At 49.5% G+C, this 17,674-nt stretch carries 16 protein-coding genes and 3 pseudogenes; 13 read left to right on the top strand and 6 right to left on the bottom strand.

The window, feature by feature from the left end:
• Nucleotides 1-10 precede the first annotated feature (10 nt).
• The 3 genes from JCM16496_RS06700 to JCM16496_RS06685 form a co-directional block, all read right to left on the bottom strand.
• The gene (locus JCM16496_RS06700; RefSeq protein WP_025833174.1) at nt 11-1,135 is read right to left on the bottom strand and encodes an MraY family glycosyltransferase; all 1,125 of its coding nucleotides are present in this window, start codon (nt 1,133-1,135) and stop codon (nt 11-13) included.
• A gap of 24 nt (nt 1,136-1,159) precedes the next feature.
• On the bottom strand, nt 1,160-1,708 hold the full coding sequence (locus JCM16496_RS06695; RefSeq protein WP_025017590.1) for a UpxY family transcription antiterminator: 549 nt from the start codon (nt 1,706-1,708) through the stop codon (nt 1,160-1,162).
• A 493-nt stretch (nt 1,709-2,201) separates the two neighbouring features.
• A complete protein-coding gene (locus tag JCM16496_RS06685) occupies nt 2,202-3,425 on the bottom strand; it encodes a tyrosine-type recombinase/integrase (RefSeq protein ID WP_025017589.1) in 1,224 nt (407 codons plus the stop codon).
• Nucleotides 3,426-4,278: 853 nt separating this feature from the next.
• Between JCM16496_RS06685 and JCM16496_RS06675 the strand changes: the two genes are divergently transcribed.
• The 10 genes and pseudogenes from JCM16496_RS06675 (at nt 4,279) to JCM16496_RS06630 (ending at nt 13,105) form a co-directional block, all read left to right on the top strand.
• Entirely contained in the window at nt 4,279-6,117 is a 1,839-nt protein-coding gene (locus tag JCM16496_RS06675; protein ID WP_025831014.1) for a DUF3945 domain-containing protein, read from the top strand.
• Between the two features lie 54 nt (nt 6,118-6,171).
• Nucleotides 6,172-6,447 carry a DUF4099 domain-containing protein gene (locus tag JCM16496_RS06670; RefSeq protein WP_025831015.1) on the top strand — a complete coding sequence of 92 codons (276 nt, stop codon included), beginning with the start codon at nt 6,172-6,174 and terminating at the stop codon, nt 6,445-6,447.
• Between the two features lie 155 nt (nt 6,448-6,602).
• Nucleotides 6,603-8,373 (top strand): annotated as a pseudogene (locus tag JCM16496_RS06665) (DNA topoisomerase).
• A 295-nt stretch (nt 8,374-8,668) separates the two neighbouring features.
• Entirely contained in the window at nt 8,669-8,881 is a 213-nt protein-coding gene (locus tag JCM16496_RS06660) for a hypothetical protein (RefSeq protein WP_005790121.1), read from the top strand.
• Nucleotides 8,882-8,899: 18 nt separating this feature from the next.
• Nucleotides 8,900-9,109, top strand: coding sequence for a hypothetical protein (locus JCM16496_RS06655; protein ID WP_005790124.1), 210 nt, complete (start codon nt 8,900-8,902; stop codon nt 9,107-9,109).
• A gap of 19 nt (nt 9,110-9,128) precedes the next feature.
• Nucleotides 9,129-10,217 (top strand): PRTRC system protein E, encoded by a 1,089-nt coding sequence (locus tag JCM16496_RS06650; RefSeq protein ID WP_025833170.1) that lies wholly within the window; start codon nt 9,129-9,131, stop codon nt 10,215-10,217.
• Between the two features lie 22 nt (nt 10,218-10,239).
• Nucleotides 10,240-10,461, top strand: coding sequence for a PRTRC system protein C (locus JCM16496_RS06645; protein ID WP_005636813.1), 222 nt, complete (start codon nt 10,240-10,242; stop codon nt 10,459-10,461).
• 36 nt (nt 10,462-10,497) lie between these two features.
• Nucleotides 10,498-11,607 (top strand): hypothetical protein, encoded by a 1,110-nt coding sequence (locus tag JCM16496_RS06640; protein WP_025831018.1) that lies wholly within the window; start codon nt 10,498-10,500, stop codon nt 11,605-11,607.
• Between the two features lie 10 nt (nt 11,608-11,617).
• Nucleotides 11,618-12,319, top strand: a complete 702-nt coding sequence (locus JCM16496_RS06635; RefSeq protein WP_025017583.1) for a prokaryotic E2 ligase family D protein — start codon at nt 11,618-11,620, stop codon at nt 12,317-12,319.
• Nucleotides 12,316-13,105, top strand: a pseudogene (locus JCM16496_RS06630) (PRTRC system ThiF family protein). The gene JCM16496_RS06635 and the pseudogene JCM16496_RS06630 overlap by 4 nt, the downstream one beginning before the upstream one ends.
• A gap of 83 nt (nt 13,106-13,188) precedes the next feature.
• Here the strand turns inward: JCM16496_RS06630 and JCM16496_RS06625 are convergent.
• Nucleotides 13,189-13,893 (bottom strand): NYN domain-containing protein, encoded by a 705-nt coding sequence (locus JCM16496_RS06625; RefSeq protein WP_025831019.1) that lies wholly within the window; start codon nt 13,891-13,893, stop codon nt 13,189-13,191.
• Nucleotides 13,894-13,949: 56 nt separating this feature from the next.
• Nucleotides 13,950-14,242, bottom strand: a pseudogene (locus JCM16496_RS06620) (helix-turn-helix domain-containing protein).
• Between the two features lie 474 nt (nt 14,243-14,716).
• Between JCM16496_RS06620 and JCM16496_RS06615 the strand changes: the two are divergent.
• The 3 genes from JCM16496_RS06615 (at nt 14,717) to JCM16496_RS06605 (ending at nt 16,476) form a co-directional block, all read left to right on the top strand.
• Nucleotides 14,717-15,001 (top strand): helix-turn-helix domain-containing protein, encoded by a 285-nt coding sequence (locus tag JCM16496_RS06615; RefSeq protein ID WP_005790140.1) that lies wholly within the window; start codon nt 14,717-14,719, stop codon nt 14,999-15,001.
• Between the two features lie 7 nt (nt 15,002-15,008).
• On the top strand, nt 15,009-15,311 hold the full coding sequence (locus tag JCM16496_RS06610; RefSeq protein WP_025017581.1) for a helix-turn-helix domain-containing protein: 303 nt from the start codon (nt 15,009-15,011) through the stop codon (nt 15,309-15,311).
• Nucleotides 15,312-15,696: 385 nt separating this feature from the next.
• Nucleotides 15,697-16,476, top strand: a complete 780-nt coding sequence (locus JCM16496_RS06605) for a DUF4121 family protein (protein ID WP_025017580.1) — start codon at nt 15,697-15,699, stop codon at nt 16,474-16,476.
• Between the two features lie 99 nt (nt 16,477-16,575).
• Here JCM16496_RS06605 and JCM16496_RS06600 read toward each other — a convergent pair whose 3' ends face one another.
• Nucleotides 16,576-17,439, bottom strand: coding sequence for a DUF8464 domain-containing protein (locus JCM16496_RS06600; protein WP_025017579.1), 864 nt, complete (start codon nt 17,437-17,439; stop codon nt 16,576-16,578).
• Between the last annotated feature and the right edge of the window lie 235 nt (nt 17,440-17,674).

The raw sequence follows: 17,674 nt of genomic DNA, 5'->3' as shown, positions 1-17,674 counted from the left end.
TTTTCATATTTTATTTTCTGTACAGTTTTTTTTCTAATTTATTCTTTCGGTTGATCCTCACCGTGATGTAACAATGCAACACCGTCCATACCGCCACGTCCAGCAGGAAAAGGATCGTGGTGGACAAGCAATGGATCAGGAAAACGTTCACCACGGCAAAGGAGAGAGCGATGCCAATGATGCAGGCCATCGCCTGTCGTTGGGACAGCCCCAGAGCGATGAACTTGTGATGGATATGATTCCTGTCCGGCAGGAAAAGGGGCTTGCGCTCGCGCCAACGGTGCAGCACCACACGTACCACATCCAGCATCGGAACTATCAGGAACGAGAATGCGATCACGACGGCACCGGGAAAGGTGCTTTCCTTCAACGGGTCGGACATGCTCAGGCGGATAGCCATCACGGCAAGCAGCATCCCGATAGTGAGTGATCCGGTGTCTCCCATGAATATCTTGCGCCCACGGTGGACATTGCCATAGACGTTGTAGTAGAAGAACGGTAGCAGCACGCCGATGGTGGCCAGGCAAATTAAGGCATACATCCACCATTGCAGACGGATGAACATGCACCCGAACGCGAAGAAGGCGATGATACTCAGCCCGGAGGCAAGCCCGTCGATGCCGTCTATCAGGTTGATGGCGTTCAGGATATAGACGATGATGAACACGGTGAACGGAGCGCCTATATAATAAGGCATGGCTTCGATGCCGAAAAGTCCGTACAGGTTGTCGAAGCAGAGTCCCGAAGCCACCAACAGGATGCCGCAAAGTATTTGTATCAGAAACTTGGAGCGGTAACGTACACCGATAAGGTCGTCCATCATCCCCGTAAGATAGAGCAGGAACAGGCCGCAGAATACGGAAAGCAGACGGTTGGTCAGATCCACGTCAAGCATATTGCTGCCCATCCACTGGTTATGCCCGATAATGACGAGTGACACCGTGATAGTGATGCACGGGAAGAAGGCGATTCCCCCCAGCCGGGGTATATGGGCGGTGTGCAGCTTGCGCCCGTCCACTGAGTCGAACAGGCGGCGGCGGAACGAGACCAACGAGATGCGGGGCAGGACCATCGCACCCAATGTCCAGCCGGTTAAAACCGTGAAGGCAAATTCGATAAGATGAAGTATGTCCACTATATGATTCTTTTGATGATTTTCTTAATCTTGCCCTATCCGTTGTAGAAAGGCTTGTGGAATATAGGAAGTAGCCACGGCACATACGCCTTGGACGGTGACCACCAAACGGCGATTCTTCTTAATCCGACAGATAACCCCTTCCGCTCCCTTGAACTTTCCGTCAATGACCCGTACACGTTCTCCCTGGTGAAACTTGGAATTGTCCTCCCCGAAATATTCCATTCCCTGCTCGCCGGACGAGGTGACCAGCATGAAAATGTTCATTTCCCGATCAGGAATGGCAAGGGGAAGTCTTTTCAATCCCTCCTGTCTTGTATATAGGATTACCTTATTGGTGAATTGTCGCTGTACTTCCAAAGCACGACAAACGGTTGAACGGAAGAACATAAGCGAATTAATGACCGGACGACGGAGTTTCTTCTTTATGCCGTTACGTTCCATCAAGGTTTCCTCACAAGGAATGTAAGTCTCGATCTTGTCTTTTTTCAATATATCCTCAATCTCGAAAACTTTGTTATAAAATACTTTTAAGGCGAACCAATGTTCGTGTGTGTGTGTTTCTATGTTCAACGAAAAGTAATGTTACCGGGTTGATAAAAAGGATATAGTTTCCATTCCTGCACCTTCCGCTTTTTCAAATAAGGAAAATACAGCAATCAAGGTTAATCCGGTTTTTTCCTTCATAGGACCTCCGGAATGCGGGCCGCTCCTGACTACAGTGAGCGGATACCGTAACCCCGTATTCGTACCGTTTCTATGTAAGAGAGGGTACGAATGTTGTTTTTGCTGATAATCAGTCATATACATTGCTATAAAAGTACATTTTTGCTCGGTTTGCTCGGTTTTAGACTCGAAAATACGTTCGGATGGAAAATGCAACGTTCTCCTTTTATTTTATATTCTTATTACGGTACTATTTTGATTCGTATTAAATTGTCAATATAAACTATTAATAATCAGTAATTTATAAATGGGGGGGGGTAAAATAAGGAAATAAAAACGTTTATTTTACTTTTCAGTTTTACTGAGAATCATTACCTTTGCAGTGTATTTTTACCCTCTCTTACATAGAAATGGTATCGTTCAAACCCTTCAAAATCTTCTCGTTCGCATTATCTATCACAGCATTGTCTAAAGAATCCAAGTAAATAAGCGTAGTCCTTTCGCTGCTGTGTCCCATCCCCGCACTGATGACGGCAATCGGTACGTCGTGGTTGCGTGCGGCGGTAGCCCAGCTGTGGCGAGGCGTATATGAGGACAAAGGTAATGGTTCGCCAAGCAATTTACCTAACCGTTTCAATTTTCGGTTATGGTAGTTCAATCCGGTTCGATATTGACGGTAAGCCTGATCCGGCTGTTCATCGGTAAGGATGGGGAAAAGATATGGACTTTCCGGACAAACCTGCCCATATCGTTCCAGTATCGCCGCCATACACGGTTCGATATGTAATGTTAAGTATTGGCCTGTCTTATGGCGACAATAGGTAATTCGCACGCTGTTCACATTCTCTTTTTTCAGATATGCCATGTCCACAAACGCCATGCCACGGGCACAATAGCTGAACACGAACATGTCCCTGGAAAGTGCCAAAGCCGGTGAATCCGAGAGGTCAATCCTTTGAAGTTTCAGGATGGTTTCCTCATCCACGGCACGCTTCGATGTGCGAGCCACTCCTGTATAAACCTCACGAAACGGGAAAGTCTGCACCGCAAGACCTTGCTTTACGGCCTTGTTATAGACGGCACGCAGAATCCGCATATAGAACGAGCTGCTGTTTCTCGCTACCTTTTGTTGCCACAACCATACCTCATACCGACATGCTAGGGCGGAATCCAACGACGAAAAAGGAATGTCGTCACCGTCCAGGAAAGCGAAAAAGCTGTTCAGTGCACGCTGGTAATTACGAGAGGTGCCGTATTGGCCGTTCTCCCAAAGCGCTTCCATCTCTTTTTTCATGTAGTATAGGAAACCGGGCTCGGAAGGCAGGGAGCGATAGCGGTTGAGTATTTCCGACAAGGTGTATGTTTCTCCGCTACAGTCCAGCTCGCGGATAATCTCACGGATGTCCCGCATCTCCTTTTCCGCCCGTTTCCGGTAGGCGGTCAGGATCCTCTCATTGCCGGGGACAGCGACAAGCTCACGTTTCGTCTCATTCCACCACTCGGGAAATATCCTCATGTCGGTGGTAATCTGCCTGTTCTCCTGACGGTGGCAAAGCTGGTAACAGAGCGTACCGGCCTTACCCTGTACCGTCGATGGACGGAATTTTAATTTAATGGTAGCCATATATAGTCTGTTTTATGATGAATAATAGGTACATAGATACAACCCGTGGGCTATATTGTTGAAGGAAGAAAATATTTAGTCTTAGATTCCGCTTCTCCGCTTGAAACACCGAATATCACCTGATGCCGATGCCAAACTCTGTAAATCTTCTTGAAAGACAGTCCGAATAGCCTCGTAAAGAATCAAAGTCCGAAAATGAAAAGCGACGGTTTTTCCGTGGAACAAGTCCAGAAATATTTATATCGTATAAACAACAAGACAGTATATGTTTTCTGGGAAATTCGTGAAAAACAGGCGGATACCAGCGAGTTCCCTATAATCAAAGATAAATCAAAACCGTATTGTCACGGGCGTTCCGGCTTCGCTTTCCATGAGTATTTTCCTTGCGACAAGTCGCGGAAAATACACATGGAAACAAACGCCCGGACAATGGTTTTGATTTCGGGAAAGATTATAGGGACTCACTGCGACCGACGCGACGCATGACCGTGTCATTGATGAAAAAAGGAGGGCCTCCTTTATATCTCCATAAATCCGGCAGGAAGTACGGGATATATGGGCAGACCTGGCAATGTCTTATGAAAAAAACGCCGCCCCATGAGAAGACAGGGACTTCAGCTCCCTCTGCTCTGCATAATCCTCCCTTCGCGCCCGTGCCGGCTTCTTCGCCCTTCCTCTGCATGCCATATCCTTGTTTTCACGGCATGTTTCTCTCACGGAAAACCAGTCTTTCGGACATTTGACGACATCTGATGACATCTGATGACACCTTTTTGAAAATCAGTGTTTTATTCGGATTTAGCCCATATTTTTGAAGTGTCAAAGCAATTTATTAACCCCAAAAAGAAAAGGTATGACACAAGAAAAGAGCCCGAACGGGAAGCCTAGACGGACCCGGAAACCGAAGGCTGCGAACGACGCCCCTTTGGTGGAACAGATCACCGAGCTGATGATGGTTCATAACAAGAGCGACCCGAAAGCCGGTGTACAGGTGGTCAGCGAGATCGACAAGGACGGGAAGGTCAAGACGGTTCCGGCGGACGAGAAGAATGAGAACTCATTCCTGAAATTCGACAAGAACTCGAGCATACTCGAAAACTTCATCAAGAATTTCTGGAGCCAGCTCAAAGAACCTACCCATTTCCGCCTGCTCCGCATGACCTTCCACGACTACAAGGTGAACAAGCAGGCGATCAAAGACCTGGCGGAAGGGAAAAAGACGGACGCAGTGAAGGAGTTCCTCAAACGCTACGAGATCCGTCCGAGAGAAAACAAGAAGGAACAAAGTGTAAACCAAAAAGAAAAAACAGCTATGGCAGACAAAGAGACACAACCGCAGGAACCCCTGCAACAGAGCGAGGTACAGCAAGCGGCACAGCAACAGCAGCAGCCCCAGGCTCAACAGGCAGCGCAGGAGTCGCAAGGACCGCATTACCGGTATAATGAGAACATGGTCAACTGGGAGGAGTTGGAAAAGGTCGGAATCTCAAAGGCTTCGCTGGAACAGCAGGGACTCCTTGATTCCATGCTGAAGGGCTACAAGACCAATAAGCTGGTGCCCCTGACAATCCATCTTTCCGGTTTGCTGACAGCCAAACTGGACGCGAGGCTCTCACTCATCCCGCAACAGGATGGACAGGTGGGACTGGCCATTCACGGCATACGCAAGGAACCGCAGTTGGAACGTCCTTATTTCGGGTTCAACTTTAACGAGGAGGACAAGAAGAACCTGCGTGAGACCGGCAACATGGGGCGTGTGGTGGAACTCAACCTGCGTGGCAGCGAGTACACCCCCTGCCTGATCTCCATCGACAAGAACACCAACGAGCTGGTCGCCGTCCGGCAGGAGCATGTCTACATCCCGCAGGAAGTGAGCGGGGTAAGACTTACGGACGAGGAGATCAGACTGCTGAAGGAGGGACAACCCGTCAAGGTGGAGGGGATGACCTCCAAGGCGGGGAAGGAGTTTGACGCCACGCTCCAATACAGCGCCGAGCGCAGGGGGCTGGAGTTCATCTTCCCGAAGAACCAGGTATTCAACGAGAAGTCCATCGGGGGCGTACCACTCTCGCCTACCCAGATAAAGATGCTCAGCGAGGGACATACCATCCTGGTCGAGGACATGAAATTCAAGAACAGGGACGGGGCTTTCTCCGCATTTGTCACGATAGACCAGATGACAGGACGGCCGAATTACACCCGCCATAATCCGGAGACCGGAGAAATCTATATTCCAAAGGAAATCTGCAACGTGCAGCTGACAGCCGAGGACAAGGAGGTCCTGCGCAAGGGGCAGGCCGTCTATCTGGAAAACATGATCAACCGTAAGGGAGAGGAATTCTCCGCGTTTGTCAAGCTGGACATGAATACCGGCAGGACGATGTACTCGCGCACGCCGGACGGGTTCAACGAGCAGCAGGCGCCACGTATCCCGGCGGAGGTTTACGGCCATGTGTTCACGGCGCAGGAAAAGGCGAACCTCCAGGACGGGAAAACCCTCCTGGTCGAAGGGCTGAAAAACAACGGGCAAACGTTCAGCTCCTACCTGAAAGTAAACCCTTATTCCGGGCAGTTGCAGTATTTCCAAGAGAACCCTGATATTCGCAGGGATACTTCCCGTCGTGCGGCACAGGCGGATACCGCCCAAGGTCAGCAGCAGGAACAAAAGAAGGGCGCAAAACAAGCGGTATAACCCCGATCGGAGAGAGACAAAATGAGTTTTACAAACATCAAATCCCCAAACCGTATGAATACGAATCGGAACATCCCTTATAATTATAATGTAAAAGATATTGATTGGCCCGGTCTGAAGGCCGTGGGTATCAGCAAGGAGCAACTGGAAGCGGACGGCAACCTTGACCTGTTGTTGCAAGGCAAGGAATCAGAAATCATCCCGTTGAAACTCTGTACCCCGGTAATCAGCCTGACCATGGATGCCACATTCAAACTGGTACCCGGTGACAACAACAGGCCAATCATGGAAATCAATGGCATCCGTCAGGAGGAATCTCCAAAGAAATAACAAAAAAATAAAATAAGTTTAACCTGTTGGGTTGTCTAAAAAGTCACTCATTCGTTCTTGAGAATTGAATATTTGAAATCAATCTCAGATAGGTATTCGAATAAAAGAGGGTCAAAAATACTTTTTAGACAGCCCCCATCAAAAAGAAAAAGAATATGATCGCAATAGTGACTGACAGGCCCAACGTGGCAGAGAGATAGCAAGAGTGTTGGGAGCCGGCAGAAAAGAGAACGGTTATATGACCGGGAACGGCTACATGGTGACATGGACATACGGCAACATGCTCTCCCTGGCAATGCCGAAGGATTCAGGAACAGCCCATGTGGAGTGGAAGGACTTTCCCCTGCTGCCGCCTTCCCTCCTGACAGTAAGGCACGTGAAGACGGATACCGGGTGGCATCCCGACATCAATGCGGTGCTCCAGTTGAAAGTGATAGCCAAGATGCTCAACGCATGCGACACCATCATCGCGGCAACCGATGCCTCCCGGGAGGGAGAGATGCTGTTCCGCCATCTTTACGGTTTTCTGGGATGCAAACAACCCTGCCTCCGCCTCTGGATCTCGTCTCTGACGGACGAGGCCATCACGGAAGGTATGGCGAACCTCCTTCCATGTGACCGGTTCGACAACCTGTTCCTGGCGGCGGACAGCCGTAACCGGGCGGACTGGCTCCTGGGGGTCAATTCAAGCCATGCCATCTGCAAGGCGGTAGGCTTCGGGAACAATTCGCTGGGCAGGGTACAGACCCCCGTACTGGCGGAGATATGCAGACGGTACCGGGAGAGGGAGAACCACATGCCGGCTGACAGCTGGCCCGTATTCATCAGCCTGTGCAAGAATGACCGTATCCTAAAGATGCGCCACGTGGACGACCTTGTGGCCCGCCGGGAGGCACTGGCATTGTACGAGGATTGCAAGGCGGCAAAGAACGCCCGCATCACAGCGGTAGGGAAACGGACGGAGGAAATCGGGGCACCGGCACTTTACAACCTGGCCGAACTACAGAAAGACGTGAACCGTTACCACGGCCTGACGGCCATACAGGTGCAGGAGATTGCACAGAGCCTGTACGAGAAGAGGCTGATTTCCTATCCGCGCACCTCCAGTCGCCTGTTGCCAAAGGATGTATATGACACGTTGCCGCCTGTCATGGAGAAGATGCTCTCCCGCAAGGAGTTCCGACGATATGCCGGTATGGTTGACCTTGCCGCGCCGCAGGACAGCATTGGGGCACAAGACACCATAGAGCATCATGCCATCATCATCACAGGCATACAGCCCGGTAAATTGGGCCGGGAGGAAATGCTGGTTTACACGCTCATTGTCGGCAGGGTGCTTGAAACGTTCATGCCGCCCTGCAAGGTGGAATACACAACCGTCGATGCGGTGTGTGCCGCACGTAAATTCCGCATCCGTACATACCGCATCCTGGAAAAAGGATGGCTCGGAATCTTTGAGAGGGAACATATTGTCGCAAAAGGCTGTATGCCTTACCAGGTGATGCCGGAATTTTTTCAGGAAGAGATACTGCCGGTGGCAGGGTGCAGCCTTATACATAAGAAATCGTTACCGGTCTCCCCTTATACGGACGAGGAACTGGTGGACTACATGGACAAGGCCGGACTGGGCACCGTCTCCACCCGCACGAATATCCTCCGCACGCTGTTGGAACGTAAATACATCCGTTATTCGGGTAAATATGTCGTCCCGACCCCTAAAGGGCTTCTCCTGTATGAGACGGTACGCGGTATGAAGGTGGCCGACGCTCCCTCACTTCGGGCTGGGAAACTGAACTGGCACGGATAGAACGGGGGGAACTCTCACAGGAGGAGTTCCTGGACGGCGTGCTGGAAACGGTAAATGAGGTGACAGGCGAGATATTCCGGAACCATCCGGTGGAAAAGCGGCCACAGGGAACCATATAAACAAATGTCAAAGCCAACAAGACAAGGGAAGTGCAGGCGTCTGTCTGTACTTCCTTTTTTATATGTGCAAGATACGTTTTTCCGATTTTAAGCGGCAAAGGTCTTGGATTGCCTCGTTTTTGCCGCAAGGCGGCCCCCTTTGGGGGCTTGGTTGGTCAAAAGAAAATCATCCTCGCTTCGCTGCGGTATTTTCTTTTGCCAAGCCTTGCGCAAAAAGGCAATCCAAGGGCCGGAGGCCTATAAAATCGGGAAAACATATCCCGATGGGATTATTCATTCTTAAAAATTTAAAGACATGAAACTGCAACTCATCGAAAACATCTGCAAGCAGACGGTCTCACTGGTCCTGCTTACGGGAATATGCCTGCTCTACAGCAAGGGAATCATTCCCATGTACCTGATCGTCCTGTTCCTTTTGTCGGGAACGCTCATCAGCCTCCTTTTCAGGACGTTCACCCTCATTGTAAAAATAATTATCGCCCTGACCGTCATGGGCATGCTTGTATAATCCTTAAAGCATAAAGACATGAGAACCGCTACATTCACCCCGCCGGCTCCGGTCATGCCGGCCGCATGGCCCGCCACAAGCCGTGTGAGACCTGTAAAAAAACGGATTCCCGATACGACAGACGGGCCGAAACGTATCGGCTACTATCTGGAACCGTTGAGGGGCATCGCCTCGAATCCGGACAGGCAGAGAATCCTGAAGGATTTTTTCAAGGAAACCTATGTATAACATTTAAAATTTTACCATTATGTTTTTTCAGGCAATCAACCAAATGATCACGGCAGGCACAGACCTGAGTATCAACATCAGACGAGTAAACAACAACCTGACGGTGGCCGTTGTTCCCAGACGGTCGGGGGTAAAGGACGGGGAACGCATCGTCCCGCTCATCCTGAACGGCACGCCGGAAGAGCTGGATGCGGGCTTCCTGCAGGCCGTCGGCACACCTGTACAGAAAGCGCAGGGCATCCTTACCAACCTGGAAGCGTTCGAGAAGCAGGCGGAACAGGCAGCCTCACAAAGCAAAGCCGCTAGGTCAGCGGCGGAGAAAGAGTCCAAAGAGGTCCGCGAGAAACGGGAAAAGATGGAAAAACTGCTTAAGAAGGCGGAGGATGCCATGACCGGCAAACGCTATTCCGAAGCGTTGACATGGCTCAAGCAGGCAAAGATACTGGCACTTCCGGACAAACAGAAGGAAATTGACGTGAAGATGGCGGAGGTACAGAAAAAGGCATCGGAGGGAAGCCTGTTCGGCATGGAACAACCGCCAATGTCCAAGCCGCAGCCGGCTCCACAACAGACGGCATCGCAACCGGCGGCAGCCCCGGCATCGCAATACCGAAGCGGAGAGCAAATCCCGATGTTTTTGCCCGAGCAGCCGGCTCCGATTCCGCAACCCGTTTCACAACAGCAACCGCCCCGGCCGGCTGCACATTCAGGACAGCAAACACCATTTGCCGGACAGCCGCAAACACAACCCGTACAATATACTGCGGTCGCACCACAAGCGCAACCGGTCCCGCAACAGGCAGTTCCACAACCGCAAGAAATCCAATTCCATCAACCGGTACAGATACCACAGGCACGGATGGACGGAAAGCAATGGATGCAACCGGCTCCGCCACAGCCACGGTATGCACCGGTACAGGAGGCCGCAAGAACTCATGAGGAGCGTGAATACCTCCGGCAACCGCAAGAGGCTGCAATGTACAACTTCGACAAGGACTGCGAGGATGACCGGGAACTGCTCAGGGAAGACCCGTACGCGGAATATCCGGACTTCCCGAAGGAATGCCGCATGACGGACATGGCACAAATGGACATGGTATATTGTTAAACCTTATAAAAGAAGAGAAATTATGGCACTTGAAATCAAAGGATTGCAGAGAGTCTTCAAATTCAAGAAGGACTCTAAGGAACTGGTATTGAGCGACCCGAACAACGAACTGTCCGTAAACGAGGTGATGGACTTCTACTCCATGACCTATCCCGAACTGACAACGGCGACCGTTCACGGACCGGAATGGGAGGAGGACAAGGCGGTCTACCGCTTCAAGACAACCATCGGAGTGAAAGGGTAATCGTATGGACAAGAGAAAGAAAAAGGAGGACAAACCATGCAGACAGCTCTCAGAATCAGCCAAGGAGAATCTGGCAGGACTCATTATCTGTTTAGCCGGCCCGTCAGACATCCGAAGAGGAACAACGGGACAAAAAAGGAGGATACTGCCGCCACCGGGAAGCGTCATGATTTTCTGACAGATAAAATTCCTCCCCTCGCACCGGATTTCTGGCATAAAGACGGATATGACGGTTCCCCGGTCAATCTCACGACACCGGAGAATTTTGACTATCTCTACCAATCGGCATCGAACTATGCCGGACTTATGGGTATAAAGCTCCCTTTCCGATACAGGAAAGGGGGCAGCCCCCGTCTGAAAATCACCGAACTGTACAAGGCGATGGACGAGAGCGTGCCGGAATGTGTCAATCTGGAAGAGAAAGAAGGAAGGCTCCATTTCTGTCTGTTCCGCCATCACGACTGGCCGGAACCCGAGCTGTTCTGGATTCCCATCGACTTTACGGAACGGCTTCCCGTACCATTGAGGAACATTGTCAGGGAGTTCATCCGGCAATTCGTCCGGCATCACGGAGTCTGCAATGTCACCGAGGCGTTTTGCTATGACTTCGCCATAGAGGAACTGGAAGACTGGGAAAACCGGGATTCCGACGCTTCCCCGAAAGAAATCAGGGCGAACAGGCGGCTGGCGGATTCCTATCAGTCAGGAAAACGGGCGAAAGCGCTCAAACGGATGTCGGAAAAACCGTTCTGCAACTCCCTGGAAGAGGCTGTACGGAATTACCGGACAAAAAAGGGGAAGGAACAAAAACTGCTGGAATTGATAAGGGAGGGTATGGCACTGATCACCCCGGAAAGCCCGAACCTCACAGATTACCTGTACGATTGGGCGTATGAGGAGGAGCGTGATTTTTACCCGGTGGGAATGGAAAGCCAGGTCATGCTGGTCTACTCTACCCGTGACACGCTGGCTGAATGTATGGAAGGGTTCATGAACTCGGACTACCAGGAGACTTATGCCCTTACCCCGGTCACATACAGGTTCCTGACACCGGAAACGGACTGTCTCTTCCAAATGGGCGACTACCCGGAAAAGCTTTCAAAATGGCTGGCACGTTTTACAAAACATATAGCTGACAACTTCTAAAATGAACGATATGAATGAACTGACCAATAAATTGCAACAGGTGATGGTGCCCAAGGCGGCACTGATCGCGTATGAATACCGTGAGAACCGCTATGGGAACGGAATGCATTACCTCGAACTGCATCCCATCAATGACAGGGGCAGGATGGAGGCTGCCATGCCTGTCACCTATGAGTTCATGGACTCCCTGGTGGAATCCTATACGGATGACAGGCGGAACGTGCCGCACGGGAAAATCCCCGCCAACATGCTGTGGTGTGATACCCGTAAGGGGCACGAGAGGTATATCTGGTACAATCCTCCGGGAAAACGGCGGATGTTCTTTGCCGGAAGCCTGAATATTCCTGACGGGATATTCCATGTGCCCGGCGTGATCTACATGGTTTCCGGTGACAGGCTGGACATTTTCTCCTACAAGGGGGAAAAACCGGTGGAAAACAGCCCGCTTTTCCTCGCCCCTTTCTTCAATGTCACGGGCAGCAGTGTCTGTCTGGGAAATGCCACGTTGACTCCCCCGGAAGACATGACTTTCTCAAAACTCCTCGAGTATTGGGAAAAACGTTTCTGGCTCAGCGAGTTCTCCCATCTGGGAGGAAACAGAAACCCGACCGGAAGCAACCTGGTCTCGGTAACGGAAAAGGCACGCGCCAATCCGTTTGACGAGAACGAACTGAAACCCATGAACAAACAACTTAAAGACTTACTGGCATGAAAAAGATTCATTATACAGACAGGTACCTGCTCAATCCCTACCATCGTGACCGTCTTCGTAGTCGGTGCGGGCGGAACAGGCTCACAGGTGGCCACCGGCCTGGCGCGGATGAGCGTGGCATTACAGGCGCTAGGACATCCGGGACTGCACGTGACGGTCTTCGACCCCGATACCGTCACGGAAGCGAACATCGGACGCCAGCTGTTCAGCGGATCGGAACTCGGATTGAACAAGGCTGCGGCACTTGTGACCCGCATCAACCGTTTTTTCGGCTTCTCGTGGGAGGCAAAGGGGCAGCGTTATCCGCTGAAAGCCTCCGCAGACCGGGAAGAGCCCGCCCTGGCGAACATCATCGTTACCTGCACCGACAACATCCGCTCCCGGATGAACCTCTGGCGGTTCCTGAAGAAACACCGGGAACACACTTCCAACAACGAGCGGTCACCCATATACTGGATGGACTTCGGCAATGCCCGGACCACCGGACAGGTCCTGATAGGGAACATCCGTGGCAAGATTCTCCAGCCCGTCTCCAACGAATACCTGCCCATTCCCCGCATGAATGTCATTACCGAAGAGGTACGCTACTCCACCATCAAGGAAAAGGATTCGGGGCCGAGCTGCTCGCTGGCGGAAGCCTTGCAGAAGCAGGACCTTTTCATCAATTCCATACTGGCACAAACCGGCTGCGACATCCTGTGGCGTATGCTCAGGGAAGGAAGGACATTCTACCGGGGAGCTTATCTCAATCTCGATACCCTACGGATTAATCCCATTCCGGTATAGACAACAACCGTCAGTTTTCTTTCATGCATGGCAAGGATGCATAAAAGAAAACTGACGGTTCCTGATTGTTCCCGCCGTGCGGTTCAGCCTTTCAGCCGCACGGCACTTGCCACTCCCTTTTCCGTCATGACCAGCTCGTACCGGTCCAGCCTTTCATAGAGTTTGCCCAATGTCTTGCATCCATATCTCCTGACCTTGAATTTGGGCATCATTTTTTTTAATGCGCCGCCGATCAGTGAAAGGGAAACCTCCTCTTTGCCGTCAGCCGCCTGCCGGAAAGCCTTGTCGAAATACTCCATGTCCCTTTGGATAAAAAATTCGGGAGTATTGTCCGAAACCTTGTTTTCCTTCCGGTCGGCATACAGGAACACGGAACAGGACCGTACCAGTGATACGGGAGTCTTATCCTCCCCATATCCCAGCACCTTCAATCCGGCTTCCCGTATCCGTTGGGCAAGCAGGCTGTAGTCACCGTCACTGGCTACCAGACAGAAACAGTCTGCCCGACTGTCACGAAGAATGTCCATCGCGTCTATGACCAGTGCAATATCGGTCGTGTTCTTTCCGGGAGCATGGGAGGAAGCCTGTATGAGCCTGAATCCATGCTCCCGGGCAGTTCCCTTCCACGCGGAAAGCGCTTTCCTCGTCCAGTCTCCATAAATTCGTCTCACGACGGCATCCCCATAACGGGAAACAAAGCCCATTATATCCTCCATCTTCTCAAAGGAGGCGTTATCCCCGTCAATAAGGACTGCGACGGCATATCTAGAATTGGTATTTGTCTTCATAACAACTGTTTATGAAACAAAGTTAGCATAACTTCCGCATATTGATACTCCCACGCTCATTTTTTCTTTCCGCGTTTCAGCAAGAATTCCTGTATTTCCGAGCTTCTGTAGAAGTTCTTTCCGTTATCGTCCGTCTGGTAATAGCGGATCAGCCTTTTTCCCGGTAGCGGGCGACTGTCCGCAACGACACGTTGAGCAGCCTGGCTATGTCATAGTTGTCCAAAAGCTCGTCCCCGTTCATGAAATCCTTCACACGCCCCATCCTGTCCAGTTTCTTCTCTATGCGGTCAAAACCTTCCACTATGGTCATTATCATTTTCTCAAGCACTTCATTGTCTATATACATCATGGCGTATCTCTCCTGTCTTTTAAAGGTTATTACTGAAATACCCTTTCTTGTGCGCACTTTCGAGAGTATATGCCATCTTTAGTGAAAAATCTATGCCGGAATGCCGGTCTTAACTTAATTATAGATTGTATTCTATTAAGAATCAAACAAATAACATTTTATGATTTTTATCGGTGAATGGTAAGTGTAAAATTTTGAAGTGTAAAACTGTAAAGTCCGAATGTAAACTTTACAATTTACAGGTAATATCCCGCCTATGTTCTTAAAACCGGGTAAATTGATGACGCTTCCACACAAAGTATTCAACATATATAATTGATGATAATATTTATTTCGGAGCATTTTCCTGAAGTTTGATTCTGCAGCCCTCTGTTACATATGACGTTTAATGACATCTGATGTCATTTGACGACATCCTTTTGGAGGTGAGTATCCCCTTCCATATTTTCGTATCCGACAAAAAAAGTACAGTTTATGGAGTTTGTATGTATCGAGGCTAAAACATTCATGGAAATGAATGAGGCTCTGGAAGCCGTTGCAAGAAAAATGTGTGAAACATGCGGAAATGGCATATCCGGTATGGACGACTGGATTGACAACCAGGAGGCTTGCATGCTCATGGATGTCTCTCCCGGAAAGATGTTACAGCTTCGCAGAAGCAGGGCCATCCCTTACAGTTATATAGACCGTAAGGTGTATTACAAACGTCAGGATATTATCCGTTTTATGGAAAACAATATTCACCGTATAACCCTTTAGAAGTGCTATGATTCAATCCCTGTTGACCAAAGAAACCCCGGAAATCATTCGTTTTTTCCGGAACATAGACAGCCTGTCTGAAATGCTGGACAAGCAGGAGGAGAAATTACGTCCGGTTCTGAACGGAGAACGTTACATTACGGATTGTGAGCTTGCCGAACAGTTGAAACTGACACGCAGGACGCTGGCAGAGTACAGGATAAACGGCAAACTGCCTTACTACAAGATAGGAGGCAAATTACTATATAAGGAGAAGGACATCCTTGCTTTGCTGGAAAGAAACAGGGTGGAGGCGTTTGATGACCGGTAATGTCCGTTTGGGAAATATCCGGACTTCAAGTGCTTCCTTATACAGTCCAATGTAAGATAAATGGGCCTAGGAATCTTTTAAAAACAGATTTTCCCTGGCGGATTTTATTGGGTGGATATATCAGGTTGGCGGGGTAAAGGTTTTCCACCTTGGAATCAAGCAGTGTTCCGCATTTCTGTTTCTTACCTGCAAAGGTAGCCTTTTGCCCCTGATCGAGCAAGGCGGTCCTTCGGACCGGTTGGCTGAAAAAATCATCCTCGCTTCGCTGCGGTATTTTTTCGCCAAGCCTTGCACAATCAGGGTAAAAGACAAACGGATGCATATAAGAAAAGAAATACCGGCTTTACCAAAGCCGGGCATGTTTAACCACAAAATAAAAAAGATCATGATTCAAACAAAAAACAAGTATTGCAAGGAAACGTTCATCCGCCTGAACTACTGGTATGACCGGATACACGGGCTTGTCCGGGAAGACATAGAGAAAGTGAACGCAATGGTGGAACACATCGAAAAGACACGTTCCGACCGGTATCCCCGTACAGGTGACAGCCTGTTCTTTATTTCCGGATACGGTGAACGCTCCCGGCCGTTCTTCGTAGATGCCGTGTATGGAGATAACATTGTGCTCCGGAATTTCTCCCGTGTCCCGTTCGTGTCCCGGGATAAGAAGGGTGTCAAATGCGATATGCATGGCGGTGAGTGTGTGTTGGTAAAGGCTGGCGATGTAAGGTTCAAGGCATGGACCACCGGCCGTTTCAAGCATTGGGGGCATTACGGGGCATGTGAGAACGGGGAGGTTTACTACGATACGAAAATAGCCCTGTGGGAATGTGGCACACCTGAACAGCTGGAAAGCCGGGAATGGTTCAAAATCCATATCCGCAAAAACACCCGGCCGGTCGGGGATATGTACACCGGAGAAATATCCTGCAAGGATGAGGATGGACTCAAGCAATTTATCGATGACCATGAAGGTTTCATATTCGCAGAAGAGGATTCCTTGGAAATGGTCATACTATGTTTCAGGCACTCCGACATGAGGATTTCCCCGGAAGAATGGGAAAAGATGGACTGTCCGGTATCCGTGCGTGAGATATACGGACAGATGCAGGAAGTAAAGATCGTAAAAGACCATAAAACACATCTGACCACATTCTACTATTAACACAGGATCGCCACATTAAAAATCACCCTGCTTCCTGCCACATGCAGCAGGAAGGAAACAAGGGGATATCATCTGACAGTCTTTTCAATTCTTCTATTATTATATATGGAGCTGATTGTTTTTCCCGCACAGATATTCATTCAGGTCCTTATATCCGGAATATTCATGCGAGAGATCACATATACGGATTCCGTATTTCTCCTTTAATGCCTGCACCGCATTTTTTCCGGCGGTATCATTGTCCAGACAGCAACAGATGCCGTCATATCGTGCAAGGAAAGAAAAAGCCTTCTGTAAGTTACTGACAGAATTCAACACTATATAATCCCCCTCTTCCAAGGATGGAAAAGCCGGCCTGAAAGACAGAAAATCCATAAACCCCTCAAAAATATAGCAAATCCCGCTCTCCGGTGAGCTGATGATACAGGTGATGTCCTTGGGAGCGATACAAGCCTTGAAATACCTGTTCCTGATTTCGTACCCTCCGGAAATATTAGGGAAAGCGATGGCAAAATAATTTTTCCCGTTCCGATTAAAATGAGCCTCCTTGCATACTTTTCGGGCCGTTTCCGTATCAATGCACCGTTCCTCCAGATAGGCAAGCAGTATCCGGTTGGCAAGAGGAGTGATTTTCAAGTCCTGAAAGGCGGGATACGCTTTTTCAAAAGGGCAGGAGACAGTAACCGGCTTCAAAACCGTCCTTTTATCCTCAATACACCGTAACACACGGCTTACATCCTGTGTCCGATAAATCTCCTTGGCTAATGTTATAATATTCCCTCCCTTCCCCAGACCGAAGTCATACCATAGTTCCTTATGGAGGTCTACCTTGAAAGAGGCCTCCTTTTCCGTCCTGAAGGGCGATTTGTACCATACGCTGTTCCCACGCTGTATTACCGGTTCATGTCCGAATCCGGCTAAAAAATCAACAAGCCTGATGTTCTTTGCTTCTTGTATGTTCATGACATATCTTTTTCATGAATTAATTCACGATTAACACATAGGACAAAGAACCGCTTTATACCCGAAACAGACAAAACAGTGTCATCAGATGGCATCAAAAGTCATCAGACGACAAGCAACCTAATATAAAAACATGTTACCATATGATTTATCATCTCCATTACTATTTATGTGTTTTACATACACTCCTTAAATCATAAATCTGTTATACAAACTATAAACATTCCTCAAAAAG

It is taken from the genome of Bacteroides rodentium JCM 16496 (assembly GCF_000614125.1).
GTDB classification, from domain to species: domain Bacteria; phylum Bacteroidota; class Bacteroidia; order Bacteroidales; family Bacteroidaceae; genus Bacteroides; species Bacteroides rodentium.
Note: the sequence above shows the minus strand (reverse complement) of the source record. Positions and strands in the feature narration are given on the sequence as shown.